19 protein-coding genes are annotated in these 16,737 nt (G+C 67.7%); 11 read left to right on the top strand and 8 right to left on the bottom strand.

From position 1 onward, the window contains the following. Positions 1-546 precede the first annotated feature (546 nt). Positions 547-1,497, top strand: a complete 951-nt coding sequence (locus JZ791_RS15435; RefSeq protein WP_216895491.1) for a YihY/virulence factor BrkB family protein — start codon at positions 547-549, stop codon at positions 1,495-1,497. A 16-nt stretch (positions 1,498-1,513) separates the two neighbouring features. Here the strand turns inward: JZ791_RS15435 and JZ791_RS15440 are convergent, their stop codons facing one another. From JZ791_RS15440 to JZ791_RS15450, 3 genes are all read right to left on the bottom strand, one after another. Next, positions 1,514-2,278, bottom strand: a complete 765-nt coding sequence (locus JZ791_RS15440; protein ID WP_216895388.1) for a hypothetical protein — start codon at positions 2,276-2,278, stop codon at positions 1,514-1,516. A gap of 79 nt (positions 2,279-2,357) precedes the next feature. Then, positions 2,358-3,365, bottom strand: a complete 1,008-nt coding sequence (locus tag JZ791_RS15445; protein WP_308162939.1) for a GlxA family transcriptional regulator — start codon at positions 3,363-3,365, stop codon at positions 2,358-2,360. Next, entirely contained in the window at positions 3,362-4,099 is a 738-nt protein-coding gene (locus tag JZ791_RS15450; RefSeq protein ID WP_216895390.1) for a VOC family protein, read from the bottom strand. The genes JZ791_RS15445 and JZ791_RS15450 overlap by 4 nt, the downstream gene beginning before the upstream one ends. Positions 4,100-4,187: 88 nt before the next feature. Between JZ791_RS15450 and JZ791_RS15455 the strand changes: the two genes are divergently transcribed. After that, entirely contained in the window at positions 4,188-5,537 is a 1,350-nt protein-coding gene (locus JZ791_RS15455) for an MFS transporter (protein ID WP_438804525.1), read from the top strand. 75 nt (positions 5,538-5,612) lie between these two features. Here the strand turns inward: JZ791_RS15455 and JZ791_RS45010 are convergent, their stop codons facing one another. Then, positions 5,613-5,972 (bottom strand): DUF3099 domain-containing protein, encoded by a 360-nt coding sequence (locus JZ791_RS45010; RefSeq protein ID WP_308162943.1) that lies wholly within the window; start codon positions 5,970-5,972, stop codon positions 5,613-5,615. Between the two features lie 298 nt (positions 5,973-6,270). On the opposite strand from JZ791_RS45010, the gene JZ791_RS15465 reads away from it, so the two are divergent. Continuing rightward, positions 6,271-6,504: a DUF3039 domain-containing protein gene (locus tag JZ791_RS15465; RefSeq protein WP_216895396.1), complete on the top strand. Its 234-nt coding sequence runs from the start codon at positions 6,271-6,273 to the stop codon at positions 6,502-6,504. 83 nt (positions 6,505-6,587) lie between these two features. Next, on the top strand, positions 6,588-7,403 hold the full coding sequence (locus JZ791_RS15470) for an SAM-dependent methyltransferase (RefSeq protein WP_216895398.1): 816 nt from the start codon (positions 6,588-6,590) through the stop codon (positions 7,401-7,403). A 114-nt stretch (positions 7,404-7,517) separates the two neighbouring features. Here the strand turns inward: JZ791_RS15470 and JZ791_RS15475 are convergent, their stop codons facing one another. Together JZ791_RS15475 and JZ791_RS15480 are read right to left on the bottom strand one after the other, a co-directional pair. Further along, positions 7,518-7,979, bottom strand: coding sequence for a DUF8821 family protein (locus JZ791_RS15475; protein WP_216895400.1), 462 nt, complete (start codon positions 7,977-7,979; stop codon positions 7,518-7,520). Between the two features lie 102 nt (positions 7,980-8,081). Then, positions 8,082-8,783 carry an IclR family transcriptional regulator gene (locus tag JZ791_RS15480; RefSeq protein WP_216895402.1) on the bottom strand — a complete coding sequence of 234 codons (702 nt, stop codon included), beginning with the start codon at positions 8,781-8,783 and terminating at the stop codon, positions 8,082-8,084. Between the two features lie 268 nt (positions 8,784-9,051). On the opposite strand from JZ791_RS15480, the gene JZ791_RS15485 reads away from it, so the two are divergent. Beyond that, positions 9,052-10,242 (top strand): homogentisate 1,2-dioxygenase, encoded by a 1,191-nt coding sequence (locus tag JZ791_RS15485; protein ID WP_216895404.1) that lies wholly within the window; start codon positions 9,052-9,054, stop codon positions 10,240-10,242. Continuing rightward, positions 10,239-11,450, top strand: coding sequence for a fumarylacetoacetate hydrolase family protein (locus JZ791_RS15490; RefSeq protein ID WP_216895406.1), 1,212 nt, complete (start codon positions 10,239-10,241; stop codon positions 11,448-11,450). The genes JZ791_RS15485 and JZ791_RS15490 overlap by 4 nt, the downstream gene beginning before the upstream one ends. 4 nt (positions 11,451-11,454) lie before the next feature. Here JZ791_RS15490 and JZ791_RS15495 read toward each other — a convergent pair whose 3' ends face one another. Both JZ791_RS15495 and JZ791_RS15500 read right to left on the bottom strand, forming a co-directional pair. Next, positions 11,455-12,129, bottom strand: a complete 675-nt coding sequence (locus tag JZ791_RS15495; RefSeq protein WP_216895408.1) for a permease prefix domain 1-containing protein — start codon at positions 12,127-12,129, stop codon at positions 11,455-11,457. Further along, positions 12,114-12,452: a PadR family transcriptional regulator gene (locus JZ791_RS15500; protein WP_216895410.1), complete on the bottom strand. Its 339-nt coding sequence runs from the start codon at positions 12,450-12,452 to the stop codon at positions 12,114-12,116. The genes JZ791_RS15495 and JZ791_RS15500 overlap by 16 nt, the downstream gene beginning before the upstream one ends. Positions 12,453-12,528: 76 nt before the next feature. Between JZ791_RS15500 and JZ791_RS15505 the strand changes: the two genes are divergently transcribed. The 5 genes from JZ791_RS15505 to JZ791_RS15525 all read left to right on the top strand — a co-directional run bounded on the left by JZ791_RS15505 (position 12,529) and on the right by JZ791_RS15525 (position 16,710). Then, positions 12,529-13,173, top strand: a complete 645-nt coding sequence (locus JZ791_RS15505; RefSeq protein ID WP_216895412.1) for an LppX_LprAFG lipoprotein — start codon at positions 12,529-12,531, stop codon at positions 13,171-13,173. A gap of 5 nt (positions 13,174-13,178) precedes the next feature. Next, positions 13,179-13,901 (top strand): ABC transporter ATP-binding protein, encoded by a 723-nt coding sequence (locus JZ791_RS15510; RefSeq protein WP_216895414.1) that lies wholly within the window; start codon positions 13,179-13,181, stop codon positions 13,899-13,901. Next, a complete protein-coding gene (locus JZ791_RS15515; protein ID WP_216895416.1) occupies positions 13,901-14,638 on the top strand; it encodes an ABC transporter permease in 738 nt (245 codons plus the stop codon). Before JZ791_RS15510 ends, JZ791_RS15515 begins: the two co-directional genes overlap by 1 nt. Before the next feature lie 106 nt (positions 14,639-14,744). Continuing rightward, positions 14,745-15,506, top strand: a complete 762-nt coding sequence (locus JZ791_RS15520; protein WP_216895418.1) for a DeoR/GlpR family DNA-binding transcription regulator — start codon at positions 14,745-14,747, stop codon at positions 15,504-15,506. Between the two features lie 37 nt (positions 15,507-15,543). After that, a complete protein-coding gene (locus JZ791_RS15525; protein WP_216895420.1) occupies positions 15,544-16,710 on the top strand; it encodes an MFS transporter in 1,167 nt (388 codons plus the stop codon). Positions 16,711-16,737 lie beyond the last annotated feature (27 nt).

Consider the following 16,737-nt stretch of genomic DNA (forward strand, 5'->3'; position numbering starts at 1 on the left):
GGGGCCCGTCGGTCGGGCACCGCTGCTTGCTCCTTCGTCGCCTACGCAGCGGTACCCGACCGACGCGCCGCGCCGAAAACCTCATTGTTATTGCCTCCGTCCAGGGGTTCCGGCCCACAGAGACGATTCGCCGCTGGGCACGTCGGTGGTCGCGTTTCAGGACGGTAGTTGCGTTTCAGGACCCAGTGGCGCCGAGCCATACCGAGAGCCGAGCCTAGGCGAGAACTGCATCGGTGCGCTACACCCCGTGGTTCCGTTGCACGGAGAAGTCTCGTCAGCTGCACGGAGAAGTCCCGTCAGCGATTGCGCCTGTGGGATCTCTCACGTGGTGGCGCCGATCGGGTCGGCTGCGGCATGCGACACTCGCGACACGATTCGGTGGTCGGCGCGCGGGGGCGGGGCGTGGTGGGTGATGCTGTAGGCGGAATGGACGATCAAGACACGCCGCGAACGGGCGGCAACGGCAGGCGGCCCGGGTGGGCCGGTAGCGCCGCGCGGGCGACAGGGCGATGGCTGCTACCGGTGATCGGGCAGGTCGTGCACGGGATGCTGCGGGCGTGGGCGCTCATCGCGCGGGTGGTGGTGAAGGCCTGGGACGACTCGATATTCTCCAAGTCCGCCGCGGCGGCGTTCTGGCAAACGTTGTCGCTGGCGCCGTTGCTGCTCGGGTTGCTGGGGTGTCTGGGGTATGTCGGGGGCTGGTTCGGGCCAGATACCGTGCACATCGTCGAGTCGAAGATCATCACGTTCAGCCGGAATCTGTTCAGCCCCACCGTGGTCGACGATCTGATCGCTCCCACGGTGCGGGATGTGCTGCAACGGGGGCGCGGTGCGGTGGTGTCGTTCGGATTCGTACTGTCGCTGTGGGCCGGGTCCTCGGCGATGTCGACGTTCGTGGACGCGATCGTCGCCGCGCACAAGCAGCAGGACGCACGGAATCCGGTGTGGCAGCGGATCTTCGCGCTGCTGCTCTATGTGCTGTTCCTGATCGTGTCGGTGTTCGTGCTGCCGCTGGTGGCGCTGGGGCCGACGCTGATCGGGCGGGCGCTGCCCGAGGCGTGGCGCGAACCCGGGCTGCGGCTGATCGACCAGTTCTACTATCCCGGTACCGGTCTGCTGCTCATCGTCGGGCTCACCACGCTGTACAAGCTGGCGCTGCACCGCTCGCTGCCGTGGCTGCGACTGTTCGGCGGCGCCCTTCTGGCGGGCGTGTTCTTCATGACGGCCAGCGAGATCCTGCGCCGCTACCTGGCCTGGGTGACCCGCACCGGAATCAGTTACGGCGCCCTGGCGACTCCGATCGCGTTCCTGCTGTTCACCTTCTTCCTGGCATTCGCGGTCATCCTCGGGGCCGAATTCAACGCCACCGTGCAGGAATTCTGGCCCGCGTCCGGTACCCGCTTCGACCATGTCCGCCTGCGGATCTCACGGCTGATCCGCGGTAAGGACGACACCCCGCCCGGCCCCTCGACGACGACCGTCACCGTGTCTAGGTGAATCGGGCGCCCGCGCCTCAATCGTTCTCGGATTCGTCGAAGTCGCTCTCGGACTCATCGAACTCGGCGGCGGTACGAGCCAGTTCGACGTCGGCGATGATCTGCCGCAGCAGATCCTTCAGGGCGCATTCGGGCAGGATCGACGCGGTGCCCGCGAACGGTTCGGCGACATCCAGCCCGCTGGTCGCCAATTCCCGCAGCACCCAGGGGATTCCGGTGCCGTCTGCGGAGAAACCGAGGCGGTCGCGCAGGGTCTCGATGGTGGAGCGCATCAGCTCCCCGCGCGCGGCGACCGCCGCGGTGAACTGTTCCTCGAGGTCGGCGCGGCGAAGCTCCAGGGCTCCTGGATCGCTCTCGTCCTGCGCCGGTGCGATGCGCACGGCGCCACCGTCGCGCAGTTCGAAACCCTCGTCGAGCGCCGCTGTGCCGATGGCGATCTCGCGTTTGGCCAGGACGGGCATCTGTCGCATGAAATCGTCCAGCGTGTCCAGGGCGGCGACCATCCGGCCCCGAATCTCCACGCGGCGTTCGTATTCCCGATCCGCGGCATCGCGTTCGGCCAGGGCGTGCTCCAGCGCCCGCTCCAATTGCAGGGCGAGGGAGACGGACTCCTGGTTCAGGTCACCCTGGGGCAGGATCTCGCCCGCACGCGGGATGATCTCGTCCAGGAACAGCTCGACGCTCTCGTACAACGACTCGAGCTGCCCACGAGTGAGTTCGGGCTGACGGAAGACACGCAGGTACTGCTCGAGCGTCACCGATAGATCGATCTCGTCGCTCATACTGCGAGCCTGCCACATGACCGAGGTCGACGGGGGAACTCGGACGCCCGAGGCCACCCGCCCCGCAGGCTCCGCGTGCTCACGATCCCCGGAGTTGTCCGACCGGTTGCCGTACCGCGCGGAAGGTCTTGCGATACGTCAGCGGCGGGACACCGAGCTCGGTGCGCATATGGTGACGCAGCGAGGCGGCGGTGCCCATGCCCGCCGCGCGGGCCACCTCGTCGATCGACAGTTCGGTGGACTCGAGCAGATGCCGGGCGTGACGCAGGCGCTGCTGCTGCAACCACGCGCCCGGTGCCTGTCCGGTCTCGGACTTGAAGCGACGGGTGAAGGTGCGCACACTCATCCGGGCGTGTACGGCCAGGGCGGCCAGATCCAGCTCGCGGTCCAGGTGGCGCAGCATCCAGGCCCGGGTGGGCGCGGTGCCGTCGGAGCCGTCCTCGGGGACGTTCCGATCGATGAACTGCGACTGGCCGCCCTCGCGCCAGGGCGGCACCACGGCATAGCGGGCCACGGCGTTGGCGATCTCGCTGCCGTGATCGGTGCGCACCAGGTGCAGGCACAGATCCAGGCCGGCGGCCAAACCGGCCGAGCTGCAGAACCTCCCATCCTCGACGAACAGCAGGTTCTCGTCCAGGCACACCCGCGGATACAGCCGGCGGAAATCCTGCGCGTGGGCCCAGTGCGTGGTGGCGCGGCGGCCGTCGAGCAGTCCGGCCGCGCCGAGCACGAACGCGCCGGTGCAGATGGAGACGATGCGGGCGTCCTCCCGGATCGTCGCCAACGCCTGCGACACCTCGGCCGGAAGGGTGCCTTCCCGGCGCGCCCCGGGCAGCTGAGTGCCGGGAATGATGACCGTATCCGCCCAGGCCAGCAGCTCGGGCCCGCCCTGCGGCAGGATCGCGTAGCCCATCGTGGACCACACCGCCGAGGTATTCATCCCGCACACCCGCACGTCGTAGAGGCGTCCACCGTCGGCGCCCTCGGCGGATCCGAGCACCATGGGCGCGATCGTCAGGTCGAAACCGACCACCGGTTCGAGCGCCAGGACAGCGACATTGTGCGGGACCGGTGCGGTGCCTGTCACTGCATCACCTTCCCCGTATGCGGATCACGAGCGGTCAGGCAGTAGGTGCCCCCGGCGGGGTCGCGCATCACCGTCCAGTACGGGAATTCGCCGACCCGCTGCGCGCCCAGACTCTCGTGCCAGGCCGCGACATCCGCGACGTCCGAGCAGGCCAGGTCGAGATGCGCGGCCGGTGCGCTCTCTTCGTCCAAGCGCTGCAACAGGATTCGGACCGGAAACCGATCGGGAACGGCGAGGCGGGTGAATTCGGGTTCGGTGGTGGACAGCAGATCCCAGCCGGTCAGGGCGGACCAGAAGCGCGTCTCGGCGTCGAACGCTCCGGGGCCGATATCGATGCAGATCTGATCCGGACGGCTCAGGCCCGGACCGGGCGACGGAGTCGGCGGCGGGATCCGCGCACCGTCCTCGGTGGTCAGGCAGAAGGCCATGCCCGCGGGCGAGCGCATCAGCGCGTAATCACCGTAATCGGTGACCAGGCTCGCCCCGAGCGAGCGGGCGTGGCCACAGGCGGCCGCCAGGTCCTCGACGTCCAGATCCACATGCGCGCCGCCGGAATCACCGACCGCCTGCATCCGCAGACACGGGTCGCCCTGCGTGGGATAGAGCGTCACGAATTCGCCGTGATCACCGCGCCGCTCGGACGGGGCGCTGCCGGTCACCCTCGCCCAGAATGCCTCTGCGGCGTCGAAGCGGTCGGCAGGACGGTCGATGAACACCCAATTCCACCGGAACATGCCACCCCTCTCAGCGTTGGCCAGATATTGACGGATTGTGGCATTCAGGCCACTCGATCCGCAACCGGTTCTCGGGCACGATTTTCCGGTGACCGAACTGCAAGACCCCGGAAGCGTCGAGCCGGACCTCGCGCGATCCGCCCGCACGTCGTCCGTTCCGTCGGCGGGCTCGGCCGGTCGGCGGGTTCACCCCGCCTGGTTCGTCGCCGCGACGGGCTTCGTGGCATTGATCGGCGCGGCCGGATTCCGCTCGGTGCCCAGCGTGCTGATGGATCCGCTGCATCGTGAATTCGGCTGGTCGCACGGGACGATCGGTGCGGCGGTTTCGTTGAACATGGTGCTGTACGGCGGGATTTCGCCGTTCGCCGCGGCGCTGATGGACCGGTTCGGCATCCGGCGGGTGGTGGCGTTCGCGCTGCTGCTGGTGGCCGCGGGCAGCGGGCTGACGGTGTTCATGACGCGGCCGTGGGAGCTGATCGCGACGTGGGGGCTGATGGTCGGGGTCGGCGTCGGGTCGATGTCGATGGCGTTCGTCGCCACCATCACCGGACGCTGGTTCGTCCGCCATCGTGGGCTGGTGACCGGCGTGCTCACCGCGGCAAGCGCGACCGGTCAGCTGATCTTCCTGCCGCTGATCTCGATGCTGGCGCAGGCGCACGGCTGGCGGCTGCCGTCATTGGTGGTGGCGGGTGCGGCGCTGGCGGTCGTGCCGCTGGTACTGCTGTTCATCCGGGATTTTCCCAGTGATGTGGGCGTGCGGGCCTACGGCGCCGAACCCGGCAGCGCGATCGGCGTGCGCACCCCGCCGCAGGGTGGGATCACCCGGGCGGCCACGGTCCTGTTCCGGGTTGCGCGCAAACCCCAATTCTGGTTCCTGGCAGCGGGTTTCGCGGTCTGCGGCGCCTCGACCAACGGCCTGGTCGGCACCTATTTCGTCAGCGCCGCACACGATCACGGCATGCCGCCGACCACCGCGGCCTCGCTGCTGGCGACGGTCGGTGTCTTCGACGTGGCCGGAACGATCGCCTCGGGCTGGCTGACCGACCGCATGGACGCCCGCTATCTGCTGATCGCCTACTACGCCCTGCGCGGGCTGTCGCTGCTGATCCTGCCCTCGCTGCTCGCCCCGGAGACCAAGCCCAGCCTATGGGTGTTCATCGTCTTCTACGGGCTGGACTGGGTCGCCACGGTGCCGCCGACGGTCGCGCTGTGCCGCAAGTTCTTCGGCGACGACGGACCGGTCGCGTTCGGCTGGGCGTTCGCCTCGCATCAGGTGGGCGCGGCACTGGCCGCGGTCGGCGCGGGCATCGTCCGCGACGTGCGGGGCAGCTACGACCTGGCCTGGTACATCGCGGGCGGATTGTGCGCGATCGCGGCGGTGCTGTCGGGACTGATTCGCTCGCGCTCGACAACCGCCCGAGTAGCGGTCACCGGGTGAGTGATCGAACTGTCACCAGGTGAGTGACCGATCAGAAACCCCTGGATCACCCGGTGACGGCGCTGCTCAGAGACGTCAACCGTCGATCGAACGGTTCCGCCCCGATTCGATTGCCTTGTGTTCGGCGCGGCGGCCGTCCCACCGGCTCGGCTCGTCCTTGCGGCGCGGCGGGCGGTCGTTCGCGACGAGCACCGCGATCCACGGCAGCGGAATGGACACGCCGATGATCACCAGGGAGATCAGCGCGTTGTGCCACAGGCCGTAGGCGCCCGCGGCCAGGACCAGGCAGGGGATGCGGAACCCCATCAGCAGCATGTACCGGCGCACCCGCGAGCGATGCTGCTGCTCCAGGGAGGGCGCGGCCTCGGTGATCAGCACCGGGCCGTCCTGCTTCGGCGCGCGGAAGAAGCTTGCCCGCTTGCGCGGCGGCGGCACCGGGCCCAGGTTCAACGTGTCCCGGAAATACCCCTGCCCAGCGGACGAGTCCGGGTCCGGGGACGGAGTCTCGGTTTCCGCGTCAGCCGACGTCCTCGCCTCGGTACCGGCCTCGCCGTCGCGGAGGGCATCCGCACGGACTGTGCCTTCACGGCCCTCGGCATCGGGAGTTTCGCCGTCACGCTGCATACCTCGAGTCTTCCACTCGCCGATGTCGAATGCACACGCGGTGAATCCTCACCCGCACGACCACCCCTCCCGACGACACTCTCGGCCCGAGACTGGCATTATTGAGCAGGTGAGTACCGACACCTTGGTCCACCCGGACACCACCACCGACGAGTCGACCACCAGCGATATCCCCAAGTACTTCCATTATGTGAAGAAGGAGAAGATCGCCGAGAGCGCCGTCATGGGCACCATGGTCGTAGCCCTGTGCGGCGAGGTCTTCCCGGTCACCCGCTCCCCCAAGCCCGGCTCCCCGGTATGCCCGGAGTGCAAGCAGGTGTACGAGCAGATGAAGAAGAGCTAGCCGTTTACGCGGATACTCTGTAGCCACAGATGCGAGGAGCCGGTCGCATATCGCGGGTGGCGGGTTTGTGAAGTGAGGTCCGAATGTCGCAGGTGCCGTTCCTTCCCGAGTGGGCTGTCGACGATATCGACCCGAACGTGGCCAGTATGGCGCGCATCTACGACTATCTGCTGGGTGGTTCGCACCATTTCGCCGTCGACCGGGAGTGGTCCGACGAACTGGAGCGGATGTGGCCGGGTATCAGGGAGGCGACCTGGGCCAACCGCGCGTTCCTGCGCCGGGTCGTGACCTTCTGCGCCGAACAGGGCATCACCCAGTACCTCGATATCGGTTCCGGCATTCCGACCGTCGGCAATGTGCACGAGATCCTCGCCAATCTCGGTGTGGACGCGCGCGTGGTATATATCGACAACGACCCGGTAGCGAACGTGATCAGCCAGCGTCTGCTGGCCGACGTGCCCTGGGCGTCGGCGGTGCGGAAAGATTTCGCGGATCCCGAGGGAATCCTCGGCTCCGATGAGGTCGCGGGCAGCCTTGATTTCGATAAACCCGTCGCGGTCCTGCTCTTGTCGATCCTGCACGTCGTCGGCGACGACGCCAACCCCGCCGCCGTGATCGCCCGCCTGCGCGATCGAATTCCGGCGGGCAGTGTGCTGGCGATCTCTCATTTCACGAACGAAGGATGGACTGCCGACCAGCTGTCGGAATTGCTGAGAATGTCACGGGAGACGGCCACGCCCGGCCGCCCCCGGTCGGCAGCGGAGATCGCGACCTTGTTCGACGGTTTCGAGCTGGTCGAACCGGGCGTGGTTCGGGTATCGCAGTGGCGCACCGATCCGGCGGAGGGGGCCGAGGACAGCTGGCTGGACTGGATCGGCGGAGTCGGCATCAAGCCTTAGCCGCGATCTCACCCCGAGCGGTCGTCCGCAGCGATTCGTCGTCGAGGGCCACGGCAAGCAATCCGAGGACGTCCGGGTCGACGATCGACCGGCAGGCCCGCTGCGAACAGTGGATCAGTACTCGCCCTTGATGACGAAGTAGGAACCACGGATGGTTCCGGCGAGCTTCGACTTCTGCCGCGCGAACTTGAACGCGCCGAGCTCGCCGGGGACCTCCATCCCATCGGACAACTTGAACCCGACGGCACGCTTGTCGAGACCGTCGACGGAGTACATCACGTTGATCGACAGACCGCTCTCGTAGAAAACGTAGGCGAACCGCATGTCGTCCACCTGGAAGGCCGTGGTCTCGAGCGGGCGGGAGGCGATGACGATGCCCCGCTCATCCTCGAGGATCCGATGCACCCAGTCGACGGTCGGCCGAGTATCACCAGCAGACTCCACCGTGAAGACGTGGTCGTACTTGTTCCGGAAGTACCGTGCCTCGTTCGCCCGCAGACCCGCGAGCGCCGCCGCGACCGGCGACGACTCCAGACCGACAGTCGATACGGTATCGAAATCCACTGTATAAGGCATGACGAACTCCTCAGCGCGTTTGTCCGTTCACATCCTCGAACCGCGGGTCGTACTCTACAGCGTTCCCTCCCGAACCATCGGTGACCAGCAGCGCAAAGCGACTCAGCGCGGTTGCTCGGCGGCGGTGTGGGTGCCGATTTCGTGGACGGCGTTCAGGAGTGGGTGGTGGGCGGTGTCGATGATGTCTTGCCGGTTGGTGACGATGTTGATCGCCGCGAGGGCGCCCCAGCCGGGGAGGGGGGCGGCGATGGCGTGGGCGCCGAGGTTGAGTTCGCCGTGGGTGATGATGTAGCCGTGGGTGCGGGCGGCGGTCACGCGGTCGGACTCGCCCGGTTGTGGTGGGCCGGCGGCGAGGGCCGCTACGCCACCCGCACCGCGGTCCAGGGGGTCACGGTTGCCGAGGCGATAGGAGTATCGGGGGCCGTTGCTCGGGGGTTCGGCGACGAGGGTGGTGACCGCGTAGCCGTCGACCACCTCGACCAGGGAGGCGGTCGCGTCGACCGTTCGGGCCAGGCGGTCCAGGACGGGTGCGGCCACGTCGCGCAGGTGCGGGTGGGACAGGCCGAGCAGACCGAAGACGGCGGGGCCGACGCGGTAGGCGCCGGCCTCGTCGCGATGGGCGAATCCGGTGCGCTGCAACGACACCAGGAGGCGGGTGGTGATCGACCGATGGAGACCGCAGGCCGCGGCGGCCTGTGCGGTGGTCATGCCGTCGACGTGGCGGCTCAGCTCGACCAGGACCGCGAGGCCGCGTTCGAGCGTCTGGGCGCCATCGGTCGGTTCGGGGCGGGTCACGGCTGTCATTGTTCCCTCCTCATCGGATCCTGCGGCCGGGGTGTATCGCAGCGCCGGCCTCGAGCGCATCTGTCCCGACGACGAACGGTCCGACCAGGTCACGCACGGGTGAATGCCGATGAGCGGCATGCGCCAGCACAGCGGCGGGCAGCGGCAGTGATCCCGGCGTCGTCGATCAGGGCGGCGAAGACGTTCGGTATTGACACGGATCACATTCCAGCGAAATATATTCGATAATAGACCACTAAGTGACCGATTATCGAACATCGAGGTGGGTATGGCGCACTACCGATGCGTGGGCGAGGTGCCCGATAAGCGGCACACCCAGTTCCGCGACAGCGCGGGCAGGCTGCGCTACGAGGAACTGATGGGCGAGGAGGGCTTCTCCTCGGACTCCGCCCTGCTGTATCACCGCACGGTTCCCTCCGCGATCGTCGACAGCGCGGTGTGGGATCTCCCGGCCCACTCGACGGCGCCGAACCATCCGCTGAAACCCCGTCATCTGCGGCTGCACGAACTGTTCACCGACGACGCCCGGCACGTCGATCCCGTCACCGGACGACGACTCGTCCTGGGCAACAACGACGTTCGCATCGGCTACGTGGTCGCGGACGCGGTATCGCCCTACTACCGCAACGCGATCGGCGACGAATGCGTCTACGTCGAGTCCGGGCACGGCACGGTCGAGACCGTATTCGGCGAGCTGCCCTATCGCACGGGCGATTTCGTCATCCTCCCCCGAGCCACGACACACCGATGGTTACCCGACGGCTCGAGCCGGCTGTACGCGATCGAGGGCAACAGCCACATCGCACCGGCCGCGCGCTACCTGTCCCGGTTCGGCCAATTCCTCGAGCACGCTCCCTACTGCGAACGCGACCTGCACGGTCCCGGATCGCCGATCCTGGTCGAGGACAAGGACATCGAGGTGCTGGTGAAACACCGGGCGGCGTCCGGCGGGATCATCGGCACCCGGCTCGTCTACGCCGATCACCCGTTCGACGTCGTCGGCTGGGACGGCTGCCTCTACCCGTACACGTTCAACGTCGCGGACTTCATGCCGATCACCGGCAAGATCCACCAGCCCCCGCCGGTACATCAGGTCTTCGAGGGTGACAACTTCGTCGTCTGCGCCTTCGTGCCCCGCAAGGTGGACTACCACCCGCTGTCGATTCCGGTCCCGTACTACCACTCCAACGTCGATTCCGACGAGGTGATGTTCTACGTCGGCGGCGACTACGCGGCACGCAAGGGTTCCGGGATCGGGATCGGGTCGATATCGCTGCATCCGGGCGGATACGCGCACGGACCCCAGCCCGCCGCGGTCGAGGCCTCGATCGGCGTGGAGAGCGTCGACGAACTCGCGGTCATGATCGACACCTTCCGGCCGCTGGAACTCGGCGAGGGCGGTACCGCCGCGGACGACGGTGTCTACGCCTGGACCTGGGCCGGAAGGAAGCTGGAATGAGCGCGGCCGAGCACCTGACCACCGCGGGCCTCGGGGCCACGCATCTACCGTACGGCTCGTATTCGACCGCCGCGGGCGTACCGAAACTCGGTGTGCGGCTCGGCGATCACGTGCTGGATGCCGCCGCACTGCTGCGCCGCGCGGGCGCGGCACCCGATGACATCGCGGTCACGGACACCGCGAACCTCGATGCCCTGCTGGCCCGCGACCGCGCCGCCTGGGACCGGGTACACGCCGGACTCGTGCACGCCGTGAGCGACCCCGCCGCTGCCGAAAGCATTGTCGCCGAGGCAGTTCCACTCACCGAGGTCACCCTGCATCTGCCGTTCACGGTCGCGGACTACGTCGACTTCTACGGCAACGAATTCCACGCGTCCAACGTCGGACGGATCTTCCGCCCCGGACAGCCGCCCCTGACACCGAACTGGAAGCATCTGCCCATCGGCTATCACGGCCGGGCCGGAACCATCGTCCCCAGCGGCACCGAGGTCCCGCGCCCCCGGGGCCTGCGACCGGAACCCGACGACCCGCCGACCTTCGGCTCCAGCCGCCGCCTGGATATCGAGGCCGAGGTCGGTTTCGTCCTGGGATCGCCCGCGCCACAAGGGCAGATCCCCCTCACGGCCGCGGCCGACCATATCTTCGGCCTGGTGCTCACCAACGACTGGTCCGCGCGCGATATCCAAGCCTTCGAGTACGTACCCCTGGGCCCGTTCCTCGGAAAGTCCTTCGCCACATCGATCGCGACCTGGGTGACGCCGCTGGCCTGTCTCGACCACGCTCGCATCGCCCCACCACAGCGCGATACCCCACTGGCCGACTACCTCGACGACAGTGCCGCTCCCCCATGGGCATTCGACATCGTGATCGAGATCGTCCTCAACGGCGAGGTCGTATCGAGGGCACCGTACGGGACGACGTATTGGACGGCCGCGCAAATGCTTTCGCATATGACCGTCAACGGCGCAACACTGCGCCCCGGTGATTTCTTCGCCAGCGGCACGGTCTCGGGACCGGAACGCGGACAACGCGGCTGCTTCCTCGAAATCACCTGGGGCGGAGCCGAACCATTGACACTCGCCGACGGCACCGACATCACCTTCCTGCGCGACGGCGACGAGGTGACCCTGCGTGGCAAGGCATCCGGTCCGGACGGCGGCCTCCTGGCACTCGGCGAATGCACGGGCCGAGTCGTGAGCGCCCGCTGAATCGTCAGGCGGGCATGGCACGCACGGCCGCGAGACGCTGAACGCTCCTGGTCGCGACGCCGATGCGGATGACGCTGAGCACCGCCGCTGCCGTGGCGGGCACGACGGAGACGGCGGCGGGCGCGAGCAAGAGCACCGCGACCAGGACGGTGACCAGCGACACGTCGATGACCATCGTGCCTACCGCACTCACGAGCAGCCTGCGGGCCGCCGCATGGCACGGCAGGTGGATCCAGCGCCCGGCCGAACCCATCGCCGCAGTGATGTACGCGTTGATCGGGGCCACGACGAGCGCGATACCCACCAGCGCGGCGATACCGGCGACAGTCAGCCACAGCGGAACGACCGCGAACGACCCCGCCAGTGCCGCAGCACTCCACGCCACACCGATCAGCGGCCCGGTCGCGGTCAGTCCGAAACCGTAACGCCGTACCCGGCGGGCCGCGATCTCCGGCGCGAATTCCCTTGCCAGGTCGGAAACTTCACCGAATTCCGCGACGGCGGCACGGCGCGCTTCCTCGACGGTCAGGCCGCGGCCCCGGTGGTACTCGACCGAATCGGAGAGCCCGTCGGCGATCTCGGCGAGTATCGAGGTTCGGCAGCCGGCCACGCGTGCGTCCAGCGTCGCCATGCGCCGGTCGAGTTCCGTCAGGTACCGGTCGATCACGTTGCCGGCCATGGCTCCTCCTGACCGAGCAGCGCGCCCACACCCGCCGCGAACTCATGCCATGATCGGCGCTCCACGCCGAGTCGGCGACGCCCGGCCGCGGTCAGCTCGTAAGTGCGGCGCCGACGGCCGTTCTCATCGGACCATTGTCCGTCGATCAGCCCGGCGCGCTCGAGCCGGTGCAGCGCCGGGTAGATCGTGCCTTTCGGCAGGTCGAATCGGCCGCCGCTCTCCGTACGCAGTGCGTCGATCACCCCGTAACCATGACGGGGCCCGGCCGCGAGCACCGCGAGGATCATTCCGTCGAGATGCCCCTTCAACGCCTCCGCGCTCATGGATAGCAACCCTACCCTTTGTCCCTGAAATGCCCTAGCCTATGGATAGTGTTGCTACCCATATGGAGGGAGGAACGTGCGCAAGGAATTCGGCCTCGCGGCGCTCGCACTGCTCGCCACGAGTTGTTCACTGAACGGCGGATTGCCCGCCGCGTCCCTGATGATGCGTGATGCCGCACTCGCCAGCGGGTCGATCCGCAGCGCCCATGTCGCGCTCGTCACCGACGGCGCGGTGCCGGGGCTGCCCGTCCAACGGCTGGAGGCCGACATCACGACCGAGAACGGCGGTGGGGCAGCGGGATCCATCGCACCCGTCCTCGGTGCACCGATCGATTTCGCCCAGGTGCGCGACGCCCTCTACACCAAGACCTCGTCCGGCGCCTTCACCCGCTCGACGACGCGTGTACTCGATGCGACGAATCTCCTCGACCCGCACCACGGCCTCGCACACCTGCTCGCGGATATCCAGCACCCGACGACGATCGCCCGGCAAAGGCGGCTGGGCATCGACTCGTTCGAGGTGACCGGCGGCCTGCCCGCCGCCGATATCGCACACCTGCTGCCGGGCGCCACCACGGCCGCGACGATCACGACCTGGTTGCGCGTCGAGCAAACCCATATCCCGGTGGACACCACGCTGACGTTCCCGAGCGACGGATCCACGCTCGACATCAAGGTTTCCGACATCGACAAGAAGATGACGATCACGACCCCGGAGTGACGATCATGAACGCAATCGACACCGACGGTTTGACCGTCGAGCGCGGCAGAACCAGGGTCCTCGAGGACGTGAGCTTCGTCGTGCCGCGGGGCTCGGTGTACGGCCTGCTCGGACCGAGCGGTTCGGGCAAGACGACGCTCATGCGGGCGATCGTCGGCGTGCAGAAGATCAAGTCCGGGCACATCCGAGTGCTCGGCGAGCCCGCCGGTTCGGCCGCGTTGCGCCGCCGCGTCGGGTATGTGACGCAACAGCCGTCGGTGTACGGCGACCTGACGATTCGCCAGAATGTGCGGTATTTCGCCGCCATCTACGGCACCGGTTCCGCCGCCGCCCGGCGCGCGGTGACCGATGTCGGTCTCGAGCACCTGGCGGATCGGCTCGTCGACACGCTGTCGGGCGGGCAGCGGGCCAGGGTCTCCCTGGCCTGCGCGCTTCTGGCGAGTCCCGACGTGCTGGTGCTCGACGAGCCGACGGTCGGCTTGGATCCGGTCTTGCGCCGCGACCTGTGGCAGCAGTTCCACGTGCTCGCCGACGGCGGGACGACGCTGCTGGTGTCGAGTCACGTGATGGACGAGGCCGATCGATGCGACCGCCTGCTGCTGTTGCGCGAGGGACGGCTGCTCGCCGACGACACTCCCGCCAATCTCCGGTCACACACCAGGACAACGGATTTGGAAGACGCATTCCTTCAGCTCATCCTCGATGACACCGACCGGGTGAGGTCCTGATGTCGATCACGATCACACTCGCCACGGCGGCACGGGTATTGACGCAGGTCCGTCATGACAGGCGCACGGTCGCGGTCCTGCTGACGGTGCCCAGCCTGCTGCTCGCGCTGCTGCGCTACATCTTCGGCGTCCGGATGGACATCTTCGACCAGGTCGGGCTGACACTGCTCGGGATCTTCCCGTTCATCTCGATGTACCTCATCACCAGCGTGGCGATGGTGCGCGAGCGCATCAGCGGCACGCTCGAACGACTGCTCAGCACGCCGACGCACAAGGTGGATCTGCTGTTCGGCTACGGGATCGCCTTCGGGCTGCTGGCCGTCGTCCAGGCATCGGTCGCGTCGGTCGTGGCCTACGGACTGCTCGGGCTGCGGTCCCAGGGCAGTTTCGGCATGGTGATCGTCGTCGCGACGGTCACCGCGGTGCTCGGGGCCGCGACCGGGCTGCTGACCAGTGCGTTCGCGCGCACCGAATTCCAGGCACTGCAGTTCGCGCCGACGGTCATCCTGCCGCAGACCCTGCTGTGCGGCCTGATCTGGCCGCGTGAGCAGATGGCCGTACCGTTGCAGTGGGCGGGTTACGCCTTGCCGTTGCGGTACGTCGACGAGGCGATGAGCGAGGTCGGCACGTTTCCGATGCCGACGGCGATCCTGCTGCGAGACCTGCTGATCATCGCCGTCTTCATCCTCGCGACGCTCTTGGTGGCCACAGCGACACTGCGGCGCCGGACCGAATAGCTGGTACGGGCCCTTCACCGAAGATCGCCGCCTTGGATGCCGCCCTCAATCGCTGATTCGATCACTTATGTCTTTCGAATGATCAGATTCTGTGTACATTATGAGCATGGGTGTTGCAGAGACCCGGCACGCGGAGATCGTTCGAGCGTTGAAGACCTCGGAACTGGTCACGGTCGTCGAGCTGGCGCAGGAATTGGGCACATCAGAGGTCACGGTGCGCCGCGACCTGGCCGAACTCGAGCAGGCGGGAGTACTGCGCCGGGTACGGGGCGGCGCGGTCAGCACGATGCTGCGCGGCGAGGAGATGCCCTTCGCCATGCGCGAACTCGAGCGGGCCGAGGCGAAAACCCGGATCGCCGCCGCCGCAGTGGGCCTGATCGGGGACGGTGAGTCGGTCGTACTCGACAGCGGCACAACGGGTTCGGCCGCAGCGCACGTACTCGCATCGCGACGGCTGACCGTGGTTCCGCTGGCCGTCCACGCGATCACCATATTGGCCGGAGCCCCGCGTGTTTCGCTGCTCCTGCCCGGCGGAACGGTGCGAGCCGGTGAAACCTCGCTGGTAGGACCGATGGCCGAGCAGAATCTGTCGACACTGCGGTTCGACACGATGCTGTTGACCTGCTGCGGATTGAGCCCGCACCGCGGCGTCACGGCATACGACCTACAGGACGCCGCGGTCAAGCGCGCGGCGATGGCGGCCTCGACACGGACGATCGCGATGATCGATTCGAGCAAATTCACGCGCACGGCGATGGCCGTGGTCTGTGCGACATCGGCGATCGACGTCGTGGTCACCGATACCGACGCTCCCCAGGACGTGCTCGCGGCGTTGTCCGCCGAGGGCATCGACGTGCACCGTGTCTGAGCGTCCGGATACCGAATCGCGAACGTCGAGATCGCCTGTGGCCGCGCAGGTATCGCTGGCGGCGACGTTCCTGGTGCACGCGTTGCTGTTCGCGTCGTGGACCGCGCACATCCCGCAGATCGAATCGGCGCTCGGGCTGAGCGACGGCGCCCTGGGCACCGCGCTGCTGGGGGCGCCGATCGGTTCGATCACCGCCATGGCGATCTCGAGTTGGGCGCTGTCCCGGCTGGGCAGCCACCGCGTGGTCCGCATCGCGATCGCCGGTTACGCGGTGAGTGGTATCGCCGTCGGCATGGTGGGCTCGACGACGCAGTTGTTCCTCGCGCTCGCACTGTGGGGTCTGTTCCAGGGGACGCTGGACGTCGCGATGAACACCCAGGCCGTCACCGTCGAGCGAGCCGTCGGGACGCCGATCATGTCTCGCCTGCACGGCGTGTGGAGCATCGGCGGATTCCTCGGCGCGCTCGTCGGATCCGGCGCCGTCGCCACCGGCATCGGGCTGAGCCCGCAACTGGCCCTGCTGGGCGTGCCCGCCATCCTCGTCCTGGAGATGTTGTCGCGCTTCCTGATACCCGACGGCGACACGAAACCCGATGGCGACCAACCACTCCCGCCTCTGCGGCGACGCCTTCGCCCCTCGGCGGTGGTCTTGGCACTGAGCGGCATCGCCTTCGCCTCGATGCTGTGCGAGGGCGCGGTGGCCGATTGGTCGGCGAACTATCTGCACAACGAATTGCGGGCCGGCGCGGCGTTGTCGGGTCTGGGCTACGCCGCCTACGCCCTGGCGATGGTGACCATGCGGCTGTCCGGGACCTTCCTGCAAGGCAGATTCCGCAACCGAACTCTGCTGCCCGTCCTCGCCGTCATCGCCGCGGCGGGCATGAGCATCGCCTTGCTGACCCGCCAGCCCATCACGGCGCTGATCGGCTTCGCCACGATGGGCATCGGTCTGGCGCTGCTCGTGCCGAGCGCGTTCAGCGCGGCCGGATCGGCCAGTGCCGCTCGATCGAATTCCGGATCGGCCATCGCTACCGTCTCGGCGCTGGGCTGGTTCGGATTCGTCTCGGGCCCACCGCTGATCGGCCATCTGGCCGATCTCACTGGTCTCGGCACCGCGCTCTGGGTTCTGCCGCTGCTCACGCTGATCATCGCCGGAACCGCCCGGTTCGGCAGCGCATTCGGCGGACGGTCCGTCCACCGCTGAATCGACAGAGCCCGTGGCATTTCGGAC

The organism is Nocardia alni (genome assembly GCF_019038435.1).
In the GTDB taxonomy this organism is placed as follows: Bacteria; Actinomycetota; Actinomycetes; order Mycobacteriales; family Mycobacteriaceae; genus Nocardia; species Nocardia alni.